This is a genomic window from Pirellulimonas nuda (genome assembly GCF_007750855.1).
GTDB lineage: Bacteria > Planctomycetota > Planctomycetia > Pirellulales > Lacipirellulaceae > Pirellulimonas > Pirellulimonas nuda.
Genome location: NZ_CP036291.1, coordinates 5448504 through 5466373, shown reverse-complemented (window position 1 = coordinate 5466373; position 17870 = coordinate 5448504). Strand labels below are relative to the sequence as shown.

The following is a 17870-nucleotide window of genomic DNA, read 5'->3' as shown; positions in this document are numbered from 1 at the left end:
CGTCGTGTACTTGCCCGTCTGCGACCGCTGGGTCGCCCCGTTGCTATCGACGAAGTCGAAGTAAGTTCCCGGTTCGTCGACGAAGACCGTTTTCGTCGTCCCAGAGTCGCGGCGGGTTTCTTCCCATACGTAAGACGGTCCCCCTTCCGGGGTAATCTCGTTCCACAGGTCGCGTTGCTTCGTGCCGTCGGACGTAGACCGGAGGCTCGTTGCCTCAAACCAGCCGCGGGTCGCGAGCCCGTTGGTCTCGGTGGGCTACGAAAAGGGGGGCAACGAAAAGGGGACATTCTACGTTTTGAAAAAGTAGAATGTCCCCTTTTCGTTGCCCTTTCTGACGCATTCTCCCCGATCGTGTGGCGGCATTCAACGACAAAGCGGCGACATAAGTTGGAACGATCGCGTGCCGCTAGGTCGGCCGACTCTTGGGAGTCACGTGAAGTTCGCCTCGTCCGGAATGGAAAGTGAGTCTCCGCTTCTCACTGCTGGCAAGCCAGACAGTGGCACCCCCAGCAGTGCCACCCGCCGAGCCAGCAGCGGCACCCCAGCAGTGCCACCCGCCGTCTCGAACGCCACGTCCATCGCCGCGGTCGTGACCACGTCGTTCGCTATCGAGACCACGCCGCGGCTGGTCTCCTTGCTGTACGAGCCGGTCTCCAGGCCGACCTGGATGAAAGTGGTGGTGTCGTCCTCGACCCCGCTGCCCCCCAGCTCGTACTTGGTCTTCGACCACGACTCAGAAAGCTCTTCGACCGCGGCGTCGGCAAGTTCGTGGGAGTTACGCCGAGGTCGCCTCGTCCGGAATGGAAAGTGAGTCTCCGCTTCTCACTGCTGGCAAGCCAGACAGTGGCACCCTAGCAGTGCCACCTGCCGCCCTGCTGCTGGAACGCGGTGGAGAGCGACTCGGTGTCCCCAATTCCGTTGACTCGTTCAACAAAGGTTCCTGACACCTTTTTCGTTTCTTGGGAGTCATGTGAAGTTCGCCTCGTCCGGAATGGAAAGTGAGTCTCCGCTTCTCACTGCTGGCAAGCCAGACAGTGGCACCCCAGCAGTGCCACCCGCCGCCCCAGCAGTGCCACCCGCCGCCGTCGGCAGGATGTCCCCCGATCGGATGCCGCCCTGGTGGCCGTCATACGCAAGCTTGTCGTCACGTTGAACCTGATGGTCCGAAACAACGAAAAATGGAGCGAGCCGTCACTCGCTATTGACAAGAGATAAGACAGCCGATGTCCCCCGGTCGCTTTTAACGTCCGTAGTTTTCTTTGATATCACTGAATGCCGCAACTGCCATCAGGTCGCCATCAACTAGCTTTTCAAGAAAGCAAGGATCCGAAGCCCATGCCTTGGGCAGCAAGGCATATCGCCCAAGGTTGTAAGAATCTTCGACGTACACCCAATCACTTGGCAAGGTGTTATCAACTACTTCAAAAAACACCGCGTAGTGGGGGACAGGATACCAATCTCTCTCGTTCTCGCAGAGCAAATACAACGGAATCCCCGATGATAGCGACATCCCATAAACACAGTAGAGCCTTCCGACTTCAATTGTGACATTATCGCCATGCACACCTTGTCGTACTTGATGCAACAGTTCTTTGTCACTTATGTAGTCAAGTGAGTTTGCGACGCATCGAACTATCATGCTTGTGTCCGACCTGTTCAATTGATCGATGTTACTTGAACTTAAAGTCCATCAGATTGCCTGTTGATGGGTCGCGGACGTAGTGGACGACAGCGTCGGCCCCATTGTTTGATTTGATCTTATACTCCCACTTTTCAAAGCCTTTGTAGCGGGGATCGTCCAAGCTACGTATAATTCTTTGGCCTAAGCCCTTCTGAGCTTCTTCCAACGCAAATTTTTCTTGCACCGTGTTTGGGATTCGCCTCCATTTGTCGTTAGGGAGTTCCGTGTTCCTTGCGATCTTTGCCTTCGCTTCGAGCCTCAGTTGGTTCGTCACATCATCGGATATATCGACCTTATCCGCCACCGCCGGGTCGGCAAACTTCTCGGTACGGCCCGCGACTCGCTTCAGGTCGTCGCCGTGCTTGCCCGCTTGTTCCGTTGCCTCCTTGGCCCCCTCCTTAAGCACGCGGCGCCCCTGGGTAAGCGCCTTCCTGGCCTGGTTCAAATCACCCGCGCGGTTTGCAAGCTGTCCGATACCCCCTGGGAGCATGTCCAACGCCATGTCAAACGCCGGCGGGTCTTTGCCGAAGTCGGGCACCGGCGTTTGCCCTTCGGGGACCCATTGGCGGTGGCCGCCTTCGCCAACATGGATCGCGCCGAAGATGCGACCACCGCCCCCGTCGTAGTAGCGGTCGCCGGAATCGGTCCGGAAGATCCATCGGCCCTCTCGGTCCTTAACGCCGGCCGAACGAAGAAACTCCGTCTCTTCCGAGGCTCGCCAAGGACCGTCGCCGAAGGTCAGATCGCTGATATTCTCCGCGTCATCCAACCCAGTCCGCGCTAGCGTCGACGCGCTGATGTCGCGGAGTTGCTGCTGCGTGTCGCCGCCGGTGAACGCGTACTCAATCGACCCCGCATGCCCTCCCCCCGGCCCGCTGTACGACGACGTCGCCCACGGGACCGCCTGGTCGATCTCCCACGTCGCGGGGGGGTGGTTGGTGTACTCGTGTGGGTTGGCGTGGTGGACCTCGAACTCGGAGTGTTCGTGCCGGCCCTTCTTGCGCCCTTCGTCCGACTGGCTCGCCTCGGGGGGGGCCGCCGCCGCCTGCTGGTACGCCACCCGCAGCGGCTTGAGCGTCGCGGCGGGCTCGCCGTCGGCGGTGGTCCGGGAGTGCTCCAAGAAGTCGTTGCGCTTCTCGTACACAACCGACCCGTCTGCTTCGCGACCGACCGTGTCTTCGTCGATCTGGGTCCGGTCCCGCCCCGATTGCCAGCTCTGCTCGCCGCTCCCCCAGGGCGAACGCCAGCCGGCCGCGAAGTACAGGTCGGAATCGGTCTGCCGGTAATCGGCGCGGCTCTCTCCTTCAACGCCGTTGTGGTAGTTCTCGTTGGGGTTCGCGTCGTCGCTCACACGCCAAGCGCCGGTCACCCGCTTGTGCTCGGTCGTGTCGGCGCTGTCCAGCCGCGACCATACGCTGGCCGTCTGCCGGCTCCCGGCCGTGTCCCAGTACAGCCCCACCTCGACGGTCGTCCCCGCGGTCCACCCGCGCCGATCAACGACCTCGTGATCGATGTCCGTGAAGAAGTACGGCGCTAGGTCCGACTCGTGATATTCCCATTCGCCTTGTTGATGCAGCAGTTCCGCTCGACGTTGCTCAAGGACCGACGACGCGTTGCTGGCCGAGTAGACCCCCCCAACCGCGCGGCCCTCGGCGTCGAGCGTGTGAGACGATGCATAGAGGTCCGTCGCTGTCGTCGTATCGGTAAGCACGACGGCAAACTGGAGGGTGTCGAACTCTTGCGGCAAGACCGCATCGAGCCCTTCGGCTTGGAACCTGTCGGTGGTGGTCTTGACGTGTTGATACGTGCGGTTAATTGCAAGCGTCTGCTTCGCCCCCTCGTCGCTGCCGGCGCTGGTGGCGGTTTGCGAATGGACTTCTTCCCATCCGGTCAGCACCGTCCGCTGCTGGAGCGTGGGCGCATACCTGTATTCATCAAACTGCGGCGTTTCTGGCCCATTGCTCCGCTCCTCTTTCAGGCCTTCGGTGCGCACAAGCGTGGTCTCGGTGGCGACACCTTCCGTGCTCAGGTCGCGTTGCGACTCGGAGTGCTCGGTCTGCCGCTCGGTAGTCGTACCCTCTTGCGACTTGGTCTGGCGGAGCGTCTCGCGGTCGAACTGTTCATTCTCGGGCTGGCCTTCGCCCCCCGAGACGCGGGCAGTTTCGGTGACCCGTTTGAGCGTCCCGTTCTCCGGCGGGCCCGCTAAGTCCGGAGTGAACGTCGTGCTTGATGACTTTTCTTCAAAGTCGTACGAGCCCGTCCGCGTCACCGTTGGCTCGCCCTCCAGCTCCACCGTCGTCGCGCCGTGCTCATCCCGCAGCGCGCCGCTGCCGCTGACCGTTTCGCTCTGGTCGACGTGGCCCGTGCTGGTGCGCGTCTTGGTGCGGCCGCTGTCCGTGGGGTAGGTGGTGTCGGTGCGGGTGTCGAGCTTGGTGTTGTTGCTGCTGGCTACATCAAACGCCCAATCGCTACGCGAGCCGCCGTCTGGGGTCGTGACGACGTTGGGGGTCGTGGCGGCGGTGGGGCTGGCGTTGCGGCTGCTGGTGGACGTGTCGGTTCGCTTGCCCGTTTCGGCGGTGATGGTGACCTTGCCGTCGTCGGTTTCACTGAGCGTGTCGCTCCACTTGGTCGCGTCGATGACCTCGCCGGAAGCCGACGTGTTGACCTTCATCGACGAGCTTGTCCCGCCGGCGCCGCTCACGACCGGACCAGCGGAGCTGCTGCCTGTCGAGGCCTTGGTCGTAGTGCGGGACTCCAGCGCTTCGGTCCGCGTCAGCACGCCCGGCGTGGTCGTCGTGATGTGGGCGTTGGTCTTCGACGACTGGCGGACGCCCGTGGTCTGCACGCTCTCTACGTCCAGCTTGCTCGACGCCACGCCGCCCGACTGCGTCGTTACGCCCTCCCCATCCGACGCGCTGCCGGCGGTCGTCAGCGAGTCGTACGTCGAGGCGCTCACCACGGCGGTGGTCTTGGCGCCGGCCGTCTCGCTCGACCGGGTGATCGAGCGGACCCGCAGTGCGTCGGCGACTTCTGAGAGCGTCTCGAACGCCACGTCCATCGCCGCGGTCGTGACCACGTCGTTCGCTATCGAGACCACGCCGCGGCTGGTCTCCTTGCTGTACGAGCCGGTCTCCAGGCCGATCTGAATATTGGTGGTCGTGGCGCCGACTACGGTGGCGGCTTCGGGATTGACGGTCGGCTCGGTATGGCTGCCCCCCAGTTCGTACTTGGACTTCGACCACGACACAGAAAGCTCTTCGACCGCGGCGTCGGCGCTGCGGGCGTTTTGCGTTTGGGTGAAGCCGCCTCGGCTGGACGAGCTGAACCGCCCGCCGCTGCTCGCGCGGTCCTTCAGCTCGTAGCCGGACGATAACCATGCGCCGGGCTCGAACTCTACAAACCCTTCCGCCGCACGGACGTACGACTCGCTCTCCAGCGACCCGTGCCGGTCCGACTCGAACGTCCCGATGCGTCTGTCCACGCCCAGGTCGCTCGTGAACTCATAGTCCTCTTCCTCACGGCTGCCGGCGGTCCGCTTGGTGAGCGCGTAGCTCTCGAAGGCCAGGACCTCAAGCGTGACATATTCGTCCGAGAAGAGCGACGCTGCCTCGGTCTCGCCCGACAGCCCCGTCCAGTCGGTCCCCTTCAGGTCGGTGGTCTGGAGCCGCTTGGCGTGCCCCTCGCTGCGGATGATGCCGTGAGGGTTGGCAGCCGTCGCCCGGTCGTCAAGTTCGAAGACCCCCTCGGCCGACGCGCTGAGCGCAGCAAGCAGCACTTCGTTGCTGCGGAACGGCGTGACGAGCGGCAGCGTTTCCCCTTCGACCTGCTCGCTCGTTGTTCCGTAGGCCTGCGTGGCGGTGGTGGACGACGCGGACGCGTGCGAGCGGAAGTCGCCCGTCGAGCGGCTGGAGTCGTTGTCGCGGTAGAACTTGGCCCGGACGCTCCCGCCGGAGGCCGACTCGCCCGCCAGGCGGAGGCCGAAGGCCGTGTCGGTCGCGACGCCGTCGTCGGTGCGGGTCTCGTCGCCGTCGACGCTGCCGGTCTGGGTCCCCTGGTAGTCGTTGCTGCTCTCGGCGGTCCCCTGCACGACGGACCGCTCGCCGACCGCGTCGATGGTCGCGCCCAGCGACGAAGCAGCCGACGCGGTGAATGCGTAGGCCGACGTGGTTTCGGTGGCGCTCTCGTAGGCGACCCCGGTGGCCCCGAGCCGGACCCGGTAGTCGCTGCCGCTGGTTTCACCCCCGCCCGAGAGGTTGACGTACGACGAGGCGTCGATGACCGCGTGCAGCGACTCGACCACCACGCCGCCGACTACCTCCAACGCGGCCGTGCCGACCAGGCTGACGCGGTCCGACTGTTCGCCATTGGCGTGGTAGCTGAACTGCGTGCGGCTCCAGTCCCCCGCGGGGTTATCGACGACGCCGACGACGCTCGAGCCGGCGCCCTGCTGCTGGAACGCGGTGGTGAGCGACTCGGAGAGCGAGAACGTGGACGTCTCGTCGCTGGCGCCGGGGTTGTCCGTCTCGAGGTGGAGGCTCGCTTCGTAGAGGTACTGCTCGGTGAGCGAGTCGCTGCCGACGTCGCGGCGGCCGCTGGCGTAGGGGTTGACGTAATCGACCCGCTGCTGGCTGGCGCCGGTGAGCCAGGCGGCCGCGTCGGTGACGACGCGGGGGGAGTGGGTGACGACGCCGCCGTCGATGGTAGAGACGTCGATGCCGCTGCGGGTGGTGGTCTCGGAGTAGCGGGCGTGGGAGTCGCCGGAGTAGGTGAAGACCGATGAGGGGTCGAGGTCCTGGTCGGGGTCGTCGGGTTCGACGCTGCCGCCGGAGTAGGCGTTCCACGATTCGAGCTCGAGGGTTTCGACGCGTTCGTGCACGACCTCCATCTGGCCGGCGCTGAAGCCGCCAAATGACGACCAGAGGTTGCTCTGCACCGTGCCGATGGTCGTAAGCGTGTATTCGGACGGATCGACATCGACGCCGGGGGACGTCTCTTCAACGAAGAACTGGTAGTCGCTTGACTCATCGAGATAGAAGTCGACTACGGTAAGGACATCGCCGGAGTAAACGCCGACAACATCGACTTCGAGATAGTAGTGCCCAATTACCTCGACAACGGTCTTAGCGCCGGTTTCTGGATCGACCGACTCGAATTCGTAACTGCCGAAATGAATCTGGACAGCGATTTCTGCTTGATAGTTATCGCCACTCCGAGTCGAGTACCCGTACGCAGATGAGTAGTACAGGCCAACGTCTGTCCCGTCTGCGGTTTGGGCGCCGGAGAGGTTGTAGTAGGTTTCTTCGTAGGCGCCGCTCGCGACGGATTCGAGGAGCGTTCCTGGAGTGTCGGCGTCTGGCGCCCCTTTCAAACCACGCCCCAGCAGCTCGACCGACACGGCGGCGAAGCTGAGCCGCCCGGGTGCGCCCAGGCTGGTTACCCCCGACCCGTAGCTGCCGCTTCCGGGTTGAGCTAGGACCTGCCAAACAAGGCTACGGAACTCTAGGTCGGCCCGATCGGCGGCCGTGATGCCCGGGGCGAGCCGAGGATCGAGGTTTGGCTCGACCGCGGCGGCGCTCGGTGTGAACGTCACATCGGTAGACCAGCCCCCTTCCACGAACTGGCGGGTGACGGGGTCGAACTCGACGATGTGGGCCCGGACCTTGTAGGGCGTGTCTGCCGTGAGTCCGATCGGGCGGAACTTGAACCCGCCGCCGCCGTCGCTGAACGCAACTCCGGTAGGCTCCTCCTCGTATTGGCCGCTGGCCGGGGCGACGAAGTACTCGATCCGTAGCCCCGCGGGGCTGCCGTCGGGGTTGTTGATCTCGCCGGCGATGGTCGGATCGTCGACGACCGGGTTCGGGCCGGTGTGGTCTTCGATGAGATCAAAGCTGATAAAAGACGCCTCGGTGGCTGACACCAAGGAGAACAAAGTTGTTTCCGCTAGGCTTGCGTCGGTGACCTCACCCTCGTCTGGGTCGAAATAGACGTGGCGTGCTTCGATCCCGTAATCATGGTTGTGAACCAGTCCGATGGGCAGGTACGAGAACCGGCCCTGGGCGTCTGAGGTGGTGCGGAACACGCCGAGCGCGACCGGGCTGGCGCCCCCGGGGTCTTTCGTGATCGTGAGCTCGACGACTGCGTATGCCCCGATGCCGTCCTGGCCAACGATCCCAGTCACCGTGGGGTCGCTCGTGACGCCGGGGGGCAAAGCGCCCGCGCTGTTGGCGAGACCGAAATCATCGATCTGCTGCGGTCCTTCGACCGCTTCGCCTAGGGTGAACTGCAGCACCCTCCAGGGTCCGACAACCGGGTGGTCGGCGTCGGTGTTGTCGATGGCCCGTACGACGATGGTCGCCGGGCCACTCTGAGAGCCCGCGACGTCGATGTTGAACGCCCCCCCTTCCGACACGTTCGCGGTAGAGAGCTCCCCGATTGTCGACCAGGGGTCTAAGTACGTCGGCGCGGTTGGGATACTCGCTCCCGCGCCGTAGCGCTGGTACTCAAGAACGAGCTTGGTGAAATCGACGTTCGGCGCGAAGATCTTCCCTTCTACCGCGTCGGAAGAGCTGGCGTAGTCCAAATTGGAGATCAGCGGCGCCCGCGTCAGGACGAAGTCGAACGGCACCGGAGTCGACGTATAGGCGTCACCGCCCAGGTAGCTCGTCTCTTCGACCCAAGCGAAAAGGGTCTGCGTGATCGTGCCGGGCTCGATGCCGTCGGCCCGGTAGTAGAACGAGCCGCCGGGCTGGGTCGTCGTGCGTCCGTCGGCGACGCCGTCGCCGTTGTGGTCGAACCAGACCGTGAGGCCCCCGCCGGCGTCATGGTCGAACGGGACCCACTGGTCGTCGAAGAAGCGATGGAGCACGCCCTTAAATGCCGGATCAGCCCCCTGAGGGGTAGCGCCGCCTGTCGACTTGTCGCCAACCAGCTCGATCGACGCGACTCGAGCGGCTACAAAGTGCCCCTCTGCGAGATCTATAGCGACGCTATCGACGCCCGCCCAGGCCTTGTACGCCTTATCGGCGGGGTCCCAAGACTTCAGGCTGGCGGAGATTGTGTGCTGCCCGGCCGAGAGGCCGGTAGGCGTGAACGAGAAACTCCCATCCGCAGCGACCCGCACCCGCGTCGCCTGGCCGCTGTCGACAGAGATGTCTACGTACGTCTGCGACGGTATCGGGCCGGCAACCGGCGTAACGCGGCCCCGGATCGACGGATCGGCGCTGTGGTGAATGCCGTTCTCCTCGCCGATCGAACGGGGGACGGCGAACGATTCGAACACCAAATTGAGAGAGGCGTCCCACGCCGGGGGCGCGTAGGCGTTGGCGCCAGAAAGTTCCAGAGTCGGTGGATCCTCTGGAGGAGGGCCGCCGTTGGCGGTTGGGGGCGTCAGCTCAAGCGTGTACGATCCGGCCTCCAGTTCCAGGACTTCGTAGCGGAAGTAGCCAGACGCGTCGGTACGAATGGTTCGGTTCGCCCCAACCTGATCGGCGCCGCTGAAAACCTTGAGCGTTATGGTGGAAGGGGCGCCGTAGCCGGCGACGGTCGTGCGGCCCTCGATGGTCGCCCGAGTGGGGTCGACGACGCGCAATTGACTGATCACCGTCGGAGCGACTTCGCCGTACTCAAAGGTGAGGTCATTGTCCTGGTTCGGGTCGTCCGCGTGGTCCGACCAGATTCCGATCGTCGTCTGTCCGCCGTACTGCGCAACCGCGCGGACCTTGACCGTCACCTCGCTCCGCCAGGTGAGCCCGCTGGGCGTGAAGCGGAAGTTGCCGTCGATGTCGACCGCGGCTGAGCCATCCACCAGCCCATCGTTGTTAAAGTCAAAATCAACTCGTCGCAGCGTCGCGCCATCGGCGAACGAAGCGTTGCCGATGATCACTGGGGACGAAGTGACAGGAACACCGCCGGCCGTCTCGAACTCGTGGTCTTCGAGCGTGACTTCGGTCACTGTCGGCTTGCCGACCTCTTCGACCTCGAGCTGCGCCACTTTCCACGTGCCCGTCAGCGGGCTGGAGCCGCTGAGCACGTCGACCGCTCGCACCTGGATCGTCAGCGGACCGGCCTTCCGCGGGCTTCGCAGCGTGTACGTGAACTCCATCAGGGTCACCTGGTCCACGACGACTTCGCGGACACTCGCCCGGCCGTCGGAGACGCCGTCGCCGTCCTCGTCGACTTCGACGTAGATCGCGGCAGGTCCGACGCCCAGCGGGGAATCGACGTAGCCACGGATCGCCGGGACGATCGCCTCGGGGTCGATGAGGGAGACCGGATAGTCGTTCGTCTGGCTGTCTGGATCGGGGAGGACGTAGGGGGTCGGATCGAGGACTTCGACGCCGTTCTGGGAGATGGGGGTCCAAGCCCCTTCCGAGACGACGAAAGCTTCGATTGGATTGTCGCCGGTGGTTGCGTAACGGGCCGACACGATCACGCGGGCGGCGATGGGGTGCATTCCTGGCGTGGCGTCGCGCCAGACGTACTCGAAAGTACCGAGGCCGGACTCTACGTCAATCTGGTCGTCCGCGACGCCGTCGCCATTGAAGTCCAGCTCCACGGACCATACAACCGATCCGGCATCGAGCCCGCCAGCTTCAACCAAGGTTGGCAGCTCACCGAGCAGTTTCAGGGGGAGCGTCACGTTGGCCGACGGACCGAGCGTTGTGCCGCTGAAAGCCGTCGAATCGAATTCAACGCGAGGAAGGTTGAGCGTCAGGGTTTGCTCGGGAGTCCAGTAGCCGAAGCTGAGCCCCGTGGCGTCGGCGAAAACCGGCCGCACTTCCACGTCCACGGACCCGTCCGAGGAATACTCGCGAAGGTCGATTTCGTGCTCGTACTCGTAGAGCGTAACATCGGTTTCGACCCGCGTGCGGACGCTTGCGGTGGTCACCTGATCGCCGACCGTCACCTCCACGTAGAACGGGACGAAGCCGCTCGACGGCGTCACGGTTCCAGAAATGAGTGTAGTGAACGCGTCAACTGATGTCGCCGTGGCCGAGGCGTCGCCGCTGCTTGCGGCGGCGCTAAAGGCGATCGTGATCGGTGGATCGCACCGACTGCCCGACCCTGGCGAGCACCTTGACAGAATCGAACGGGAGCCCCACCGGAACGAACGTAAACTGTCCGTCACCGTCCGTCGTCGTCTCGCCGAGCTTGAAATCAGCAGCGGAATCGGGATCGATAACCCCGTTTCCGTTCGCGTCGTAGAAGAACTCCACAAGCGTGTTTTCGGCAGGATAGGCATCCGGCCCAGGGTTAGCTACGACGGCGCCCCTGAGCGTCGGATCGATCGAACTGCTTGGATTCGCCAGACTAACCTCTGTGACCTGTACGATAGCCGGTGGGACGACCCAAATCCCAAACCCATCATTTACGTTTCCGGTCGCCGTCACCGGCGTCCAAGTCGCCGTGGGCCCGCCGTCGGCGGCGAGCAGCTTCACCACCCGGGCGCGGATGTTGTGGTAGCCGTTAGCGAGATCTTCAGGCTCGTAGCGGAAGTAGCCGCTGGCGTCGGTCGATGTGCGTCCGTCTGCGACGCCGTCGCCATCGTGGTCGAACTCGACGGTGTAGTAGCCCTCGGAACTACCGTCGCCAACGTAGCCGTGCAGCGTGGGGTCGCTCGTGATGCGGTCCAAAATCCGGATCGGCTCCGTACCGGTGCCCTCACGCTTGCCCGTATCGTTGAGCAGACTCAGGTAGGCGACGTCCGGCGTCGGCAACAGGGTGAACTCGACCTCGTTCCACGCCCCGTAGGTGGTGTGCTCGACCTGGGTAGCAGCGTCGACCGCCGTCCCAACCAGCCGTGCGCGTACGACGCTGGGGACGCCCGCCTGGGCCGTGAGGTGGGTGGGGAAGAAGTCGAAGCCCCCCAGCGCGTCGGTCAGCGTCGCGTCGTCGGCTTGGCCGTCGCCGTCGTAGTCGAACTCGACCCGCCGCAGAGCGAGCTCCGCCGGGCCCGCGATGCTGCCCTTGAGCGTGGGGTCGATCGCCGAGAGCGTCGGTGAACCGGGGACCGGCGAGCGCAGCGCCAGCTCGGCGACGACAAGTCCCGTGTCAACCGCCGGGGCAATCTCGATCGGGTCGTCATCATAGGTTTCGAACTCGACCAGCTTTTCGGGAGCAGCGGCGCCGTACGGGGTCGCGTAAACCTCGATCCGCACCCGGTTGATTTCGCCCGGCCAATAGTATTGGGCGGCGTAGCTGAACGCTCCCCCTTCGCCCGTCGTGGTCTCGCCATCGAACTCGAAGTCGCCCGTCCCTCGTCCAAGCGACACCTTCACGGTGAGCCCCTCGACGCCGCCCGAGCCCGCGACGCGGCCAAGCGTGCCGACGATCACAGGCGATCCCGCTGGTTCGGGGAGCGTGAGCGACGCGAGCGACAGGCCGCCGTCGTCCAGGGAAGCGGCCCCTATGAGCGGATCGTACGTGAACCCGAGCGGTAAAGACCAAGCGCCCGTGAAGCCACTGACTTGGTTCGACCAGTCGCGGTCGAAGGACGAGGCGAGCCATGGGTCCGATGCGTTGAGGCCGCCTGGGGCAATCACGCTGTCGAGCCATCCATCGACCGTCGTAGCGTCCCAGTCAGTGGTCCCCTGGCCGTACACCACCGCGCTGCCGTACCACGCCACGTCGTTCCCGTCGAAGAGCGGCATCGGGGCGGAGTAATCCGGAACTCGGACACGGACGCGGACCTGGTAGCGGTGACCGTACTGGCCTATGTCGTAGCCGCCCTGTGGCGGCGTCAATCCGACCGGCGTGAACCCGAACTTGCCGTTCGCGTCGGGCTTAACTGTCCCTACGATGGGTTCATTGCCGCCGACGATCTCGTACTCCACGACCAGCCGGGTCTTATCGCCGGCGTACGTGACCGTCCCCTCGATTACCGGATCGGCAGTGACGCCGGAACCGACGGCGGTTTCGTACGCCAACAGCAGCGGGGCAGAGAGGCCGACCGACGGGGCGTCGGCCAGGGTCACCGAAAGGGGGGCCGACGCCCCGCTCGACTGACCTGCGCCCGTGGCGGATACCCGAGTCGCCACGGCGACTATGTCCGTCCCTTCGTCAGGCGTCAGGCCAACAGGGGTAAAGTGGGCTATCCCATCTGCGCCGAGCGGGGTCCAGCCGAGGAAGTTCACTGGCTCGTTCGTGACGGGGGTCGATGCAGCAATCACTCCCGCGTCAATCGACCCACGGTAGAAGCGGACAATGATGTTGCTGGTCGGCCCATTGGCAACGACCGTGGCGTTGATCGTCGGATCGCTGACGGAACCCCCCGTGGAATAGCGCAGGGATAGCGCCGGTTGGCCCGGGGCTTGTGCGGGCGCGTCAATTGAGGCGTCTATATCAACAAAGGCATAGTCTTCTTCGTCTCCAGAAAGAAGCTTTTGCGCGTAGTTGTCCCAGCCAACCGCCCTCGCCCAGACGCGCTTTTGGGCGAGGTCACGTTCTGGCAACAAGACGCTGAACGCTCCTGTGCTGTTGGACACCGCGGCCAGCGTGGAGGCAGCGAACTGCGCATCGCTCGGCGCCGTGTACTCCAGCGTCGTCGCTCCCGGGTCGTCCGGCGGAGCAATTACGAACTGAACGACCACGCCATCGACCGGGTAGGGTTCGCCGTTGGGATTGACGAGCGTGCCCTCGACAACCGGGCCCAGACGCACGAGGCCACTGGGGTCGACGAAACCCGTATGGTTCGAGAACCCTAGCGGACCGATCGTTGGCAGCCCTCCCTCGACTAGCTTCACCGGTACCATGCCCGTCAACTCTTCGACCGACCCTAACTCAGCCAGCGGCGCCCGTTCTTCGACGACGACATCGAGCGTCTTCATCAGCCCCGGGGATAGCCCTCGCGGCGTGAACTCAAATCGGCCCTCTGCGTCGGTCTGCGTCGAGCCGAGCAGGATTCCGGCGCTTTTCGGGCCGTCGTACACGAGGACCTTGTGCCCGTCGCGGCGTCCATCGTTGATGATGCCGCCGACAATCGTGGGGTCTACGGTTTCACCGTCGGTGTCGTCGGCGCCGGTGTCATGCTTGAGCCGAACCGGATCCGCAGGATCGAACTCCGGCGGGTCGTGCGTGGTCGTTGGCGTGAATTCGAGCTCTGCGATCGCAGAGCTCTGATCGACAGGATCAGGGAATTCATAACCGTACTGACCATTCTGATCTCGCTTCCACTCTCGGAGCCTCAGCGTGACCGTGTTCACTTCGTCCGCCGTCAATTCGAGTCCCAAACGCGGCTCAATCACGAACCGGCCACGCGAGGGGTCGTCGGGGTCGGTGTCGAGCGGCACATAGACCGTGCTTCCCGAGCTGAAGGTCGCTTCCACGTCCACAAACTCGAGCGATCCGTCACCGACAACCTCGCCGACTATCGTCGCGTCGGCGGTGGTCTCGTTGACCTCATCTTTGAGATATGGAAGCCCGACCGTGCCGGCCACGAACACCGGGAAGGACGCGACCTCCTGGACTTGTACGAAGAACGTCTTGCGGGCTTGCAGCGGGCGATCCCCGCCACTCGCAGCGAGGACTGTAATCTCGTAAGGCTCGGCCGCGTCCTGGTCTTCTGTCGGGGTCCACGAGAACTCCCCCGTCGTGGGGTCGATGGCCGCACCGCGGGGGAAGCCCGGCGCCAGGGCGAAGCTCGACGCGTTGGTGAACCCGACTTCTACCGAGAACGCCTCACCCTCGTCGATGGTGAAGTCATCCCCGCTCAGCGTGCCGCCACTGAGCGCGTCATACCCATTGAACCACGGGGACGAATCGCCTGATGTGCCGCGTGCGAACAGCCAGACCCGGTCCTGCTCGTTCCCCGCTCCGTCCTTGGCCAACAGGGTAATCCGGTGATAACCCGGGTCCAGTGATGCACCTGCCGTGAGGGTGCGCTGCCCGCCGCTGCCAGAAAGCGTCACCCCCGCCGGCGCGCCCGCTTCGATCTCAACGGAGAACCCAGCCGGGAGTTCCACGTCGAAGGTGATGGGGGCGCCGTACTCCAATACCTTCTGCGGGAGCGTCTCTTCGAAGTAGGGAGCATCAGAGACCGGAGAATGGACATCCGGGTCGACCGACTCGATCGATGCGGTCGCGCCGTCGACGGTGACCAAGCCGAATGTGTAGGACTTCCCGGCCGCTAGGTCAGTGATAGCGCTGGACGTCGGAATAAGGGTCCCCAGGTCTAGCGTGTCGCTCGTCCCGGACGCGTCGTAGATCGTCACCGTGGAGTTCGAGGACGTCTGCGACAGCTCAAACGTGTCGTCTCCCGCCCCTCCATCAAAATGCATCAAACCGCCGAGAGGGCTTCCCGGACCGATGCTGAGCGTGTCATTGCCCAGGCCGCCGAATAGTTGGTCCGCGCCTCCGTTGCCGGTGAGGGCATCGTCCCCCCCCTCGGCCGTCGATCACGTTGGCGTGCTGGTCGCCGGCGAGCTGGTCGTTTTGCTCCGTGCCAATGACGCGCTCGAAGCGGCCGGAAATCGTCGCCGCGACTCCGCCAATCGAGAGCGTCGCGGCGCCCAGGTCGAGCGCCACGGCGACGCTCAGCGCCGAGAAGTCGAGCGTGGCGAACCCGTCTTCTTCTCCGACGCCGTCCGACTCGTCCTCAATCGCCAGCGTCCCCCCGCCGGCGCCGTCGACGACGAACACGTCTGCGCCGACTCCGCCAACCAGCACTTGGCTTCCCACCCCGCGGCTAGCCAAGCGGTCGTTGCCCGCTTCGCCCCACAGAACGTTGTCGCCCGTGTCGCCATCGAGGTCGTCGTCGCCGAGGCCGCCATAGAGCTCGTCGTTGCCATCACCGCCCAGCAGGACATCGTTGCCTTCCCCGCCTACGAGCGTATCGTCCCCTCCCCCTCCAAGCAGCAGGTCGTCCCCGTCGCCGCCATGGAATGCGTCCTCGCCGTCACCCCCCAAGAGATGGTCGTCGTTCCCGTCACCGAAATACGTCCCGCCGAGCGGCGATGCGATCACCGTGTCGTCGCCGGCCCCGGCGTGGACCTCGATCGACGAGCCAGTCAGCCCTGGGAACGTCGAAGCCGTGACCTGCCTGAGGTCGATCCGTTCTGAGTTGGGGCCTCCCACGACTTCAAGTGCGCTAACTTGTGACGTCAAATAGGGCGTTAGCTCTCCATTCAGGGTGACGAAACGCTTGCCTTGAATTAGCCGCGAGCCGATCACCGTTGTCGGGCGTTGCAGCAGCCTGTTATCGAAGAGCAGTCCTCCCGAGGTGTCGATCGTCGCGTACTGCGGCAGCGTGATCTTGCGGGCTTGTAACTGGACGCCCACGCGTGTGGTGATCACGAACTCCCCAGATGCCGAGGCCGCCATCGTGGGGACGCGGTGTTCCCAGACGGAAGGGTCGCTCGTTGCCAACACGTCAGCCCGTTGATTGATCCGATCGCCGTCGGGTTCAAACCAGGCTGCGCGCACACCGAACGACAGATACTCGTCCACCTGATCGCCTTCGACCCAAGGCGCCACGTTGCCGTACTCGTCGAGCGTGAACTCTTCGCCGACAATCGCGTGGTCGGCAAAGTGTTCCCAAGCGACGCCGAAGCGCCCGTACGAGTCGACAGAAAGCGAAGGCTGCGAGATCTGGATCTCCCGCACCTGCCAGTAGATCCCCACTTCCGTCTCGACCCATCCATCTGTCCCTTCCCCGACGACAACCAGGGTGGAATCACCGATCGAGCCCAGGGCGTCGACGCGGGTCACGTACAGCTTCTCTTGATAATCCGGGCCATCGGGATCTTGGAACGTGGTTGCAAGCCGCAGCCACGACACCAAGACTCCGCCGTCGTGTCCGGCGACAATATCGCGAATGAGTCCGAACCCCGCTGACTCTCCATCGCCAAACTCAGAACCGCCCTCCGAAAGGGTAGATTCGTACTCCTGGACTCCAGCGGGAGAGAATCTCCTGACAAGCGTGCGAGTCGATTCAACGCTCTCGCCGGTTTTCCGTGAGTACGCGATCCAGAAAGCGCCGTCGGCTGCGATCGCTGCCGTACGCCCGGACCCGGCCGACCAGACGTCACTGCCGTCCCCCGACACCGCGGCGCGGGGGGAAGAATCGAGAACTAGCCCGCTGGTTGAGTAGCGGCGGAAGTAGAGGTCCCCCTCTTCGGTCTTCCAGACCACAACCACCCGCCCAGCTTCGTTGGCGACAATCGTCGGGGTAAAGGGGCTCGCCAGATTGTCGTTGACCCGGATCGGCAAGGGGTCGATGGGAGAACCATCCGCCGCATAGCGACGCAGCCAGATCCCGGCGTCAACGCCGCTAGCGACGCGCCAGGTGACGACGAATCGGCCCTCTCCGTCCATGGCGACGCGCGGAGAAACCGCCGCCGAGCCATCCTGTCCCAGGTCGACCAGCCGCGGCGGGCTGGCCTGAGATACCCCTGGGTGCAGTTGCTGGCGGTAGACGCCAGGTCCTTCCGGGCCCACCCCTTGCCAAACCACCACCGAAGCACCCGATTCATTGCTCGCTATCCAGCTCTCGGCAGAGTACGACAGATCAAAGCCGTCGTTCACGATAATCGGCGGTCCCAATCTTATGTACTGCGAACCGTATTCGTAGGCCCCGATATCGACGGCACCGCCCGCGATTCGATCAACGTACGACTCACCTTTGCCAGCGCGTTGGTCGAAGTACAACCCCGCCGCCGCGAGATTGCTTCCGGAATCGATGGCCGGGCTTTCAGCGATCAACGCGTACGTCTGCGTCGGCCCGCCGTAGTCGCCCAAGGGCGCCAAACCGGCCGCGGCGTGCGTGTGGATTCCTCGGTCATTGTGTTTCTCCGGTTCGAGCTGAGCGGAGGTCAAATACTCCGCGTAGCCGAACAGATTGTTGGATGACTCTGCGGTGATCGCACCCCAGACGTCGGAGCTGTAGTGGCCATCAGGGTTGCCAAGGATGATCGAGTTCTGGATCGTAATCGAGGCGGCCTGATTGAGATTGTGAATGCCGCTAACTACGTAGGAGGCTTGGTTCTCCGTAATTGTGGAGTTCAAGATGAGTAGCGGCATGTTGCCCCTCGCCGCGATCGCTGCGATCTGGGACGCGGTGTTTCCGCTGATCGTCGAGTTGACGATCGTGTGCGATGTGCCCGCGGCCGACCAACCCTCATAAACGAGGGCGCCGAATACGTTGTTGCCGGCGCCAGATAGGTCCTTCGCTCTGTTGTTAGAGATCGTCGTCCCC

General features: G+C 64.0%; 4 protein-coding genes and 2 pseudogenes. 2 read left to right on the top strand and 4 right to left on the bottom strand.

The annotated features are described in order from the left end of the window. Positions 1-547 precede the first annotated feature (547 nt). Both Pla175_RS21295 and Pla175_RS27290 read left to right on the top strand, forming a co-directional pair. On the top strand, positions 548-811 hold the full coding sequence (locus Pla175_RS21295) for a hypothetical protein (RefSeq protein ID WP_145290321.1): 264 nt from the start codon (positions 548-550) through the stop codon (positions 809-811). Between the two features lie 299 nt (positions 812-1110). Further along, positions 1111-1215, top strand: a pseudogene (locus Pla175_RS27290) (IS110 family transposase); the annotation flags it as partial. A gap of 25 nt (positions 1216-1240) precedes the next feature. Here the strand turns inward: Pla175_RS27290 and Pla175_RS21290 are convergent. The 4 genes and pseudogenes from Pla175_RS21290 to Pla175_RS21275 all read right to left on the bottom strand — a co-directional run. After that, positions 1241-1585 carry a hypothetical protein gene (locus tag Pla175_RS21290; protein WP_145290318.1) on the bottom strand — a complete coding sequence of 115 codons (345 nt, stop codon included), beginning with the start codon at positions 1583-1585 and terminating at the stop codon, positions 1241-1243. An 85-nt stretch (positions 1586-1670) separates the two neighbouring features. Continuing rightward, positions 1671-10625 carry a hypothetical protein gene (locus tag Pla175_RS21285; protein WP_145290315.1) on the bottom strand — a complete coding sequence of 2985 codons (8955 nt, stop codon included), beginning with the start codon at positions 10623-10625 and terminating at the stop codon, positions 1671-1673. Positions 10626-10701: 76 nt separating this feature from the next. Next, positions 10702-14955, bottom strand: a complete 4254-nt coding sequence (locus Pla175_RS21280; protein WP_145290312.1) for an RHS repeat domain-containing protein — start codon at positions 14953-14955, stop codon at positions 10702-10704. A gap of 424 nt (positions 14956-15379) precedes the next feature. Next, positions 15380-17695, bottom strand: a pseudogene (locus Pla175_RS21275) (choice-of-anchor Q domain-containing protein); the annotation flags it as partial. Positions 17696-17870 lie beyond the last annotated feature (175 nt).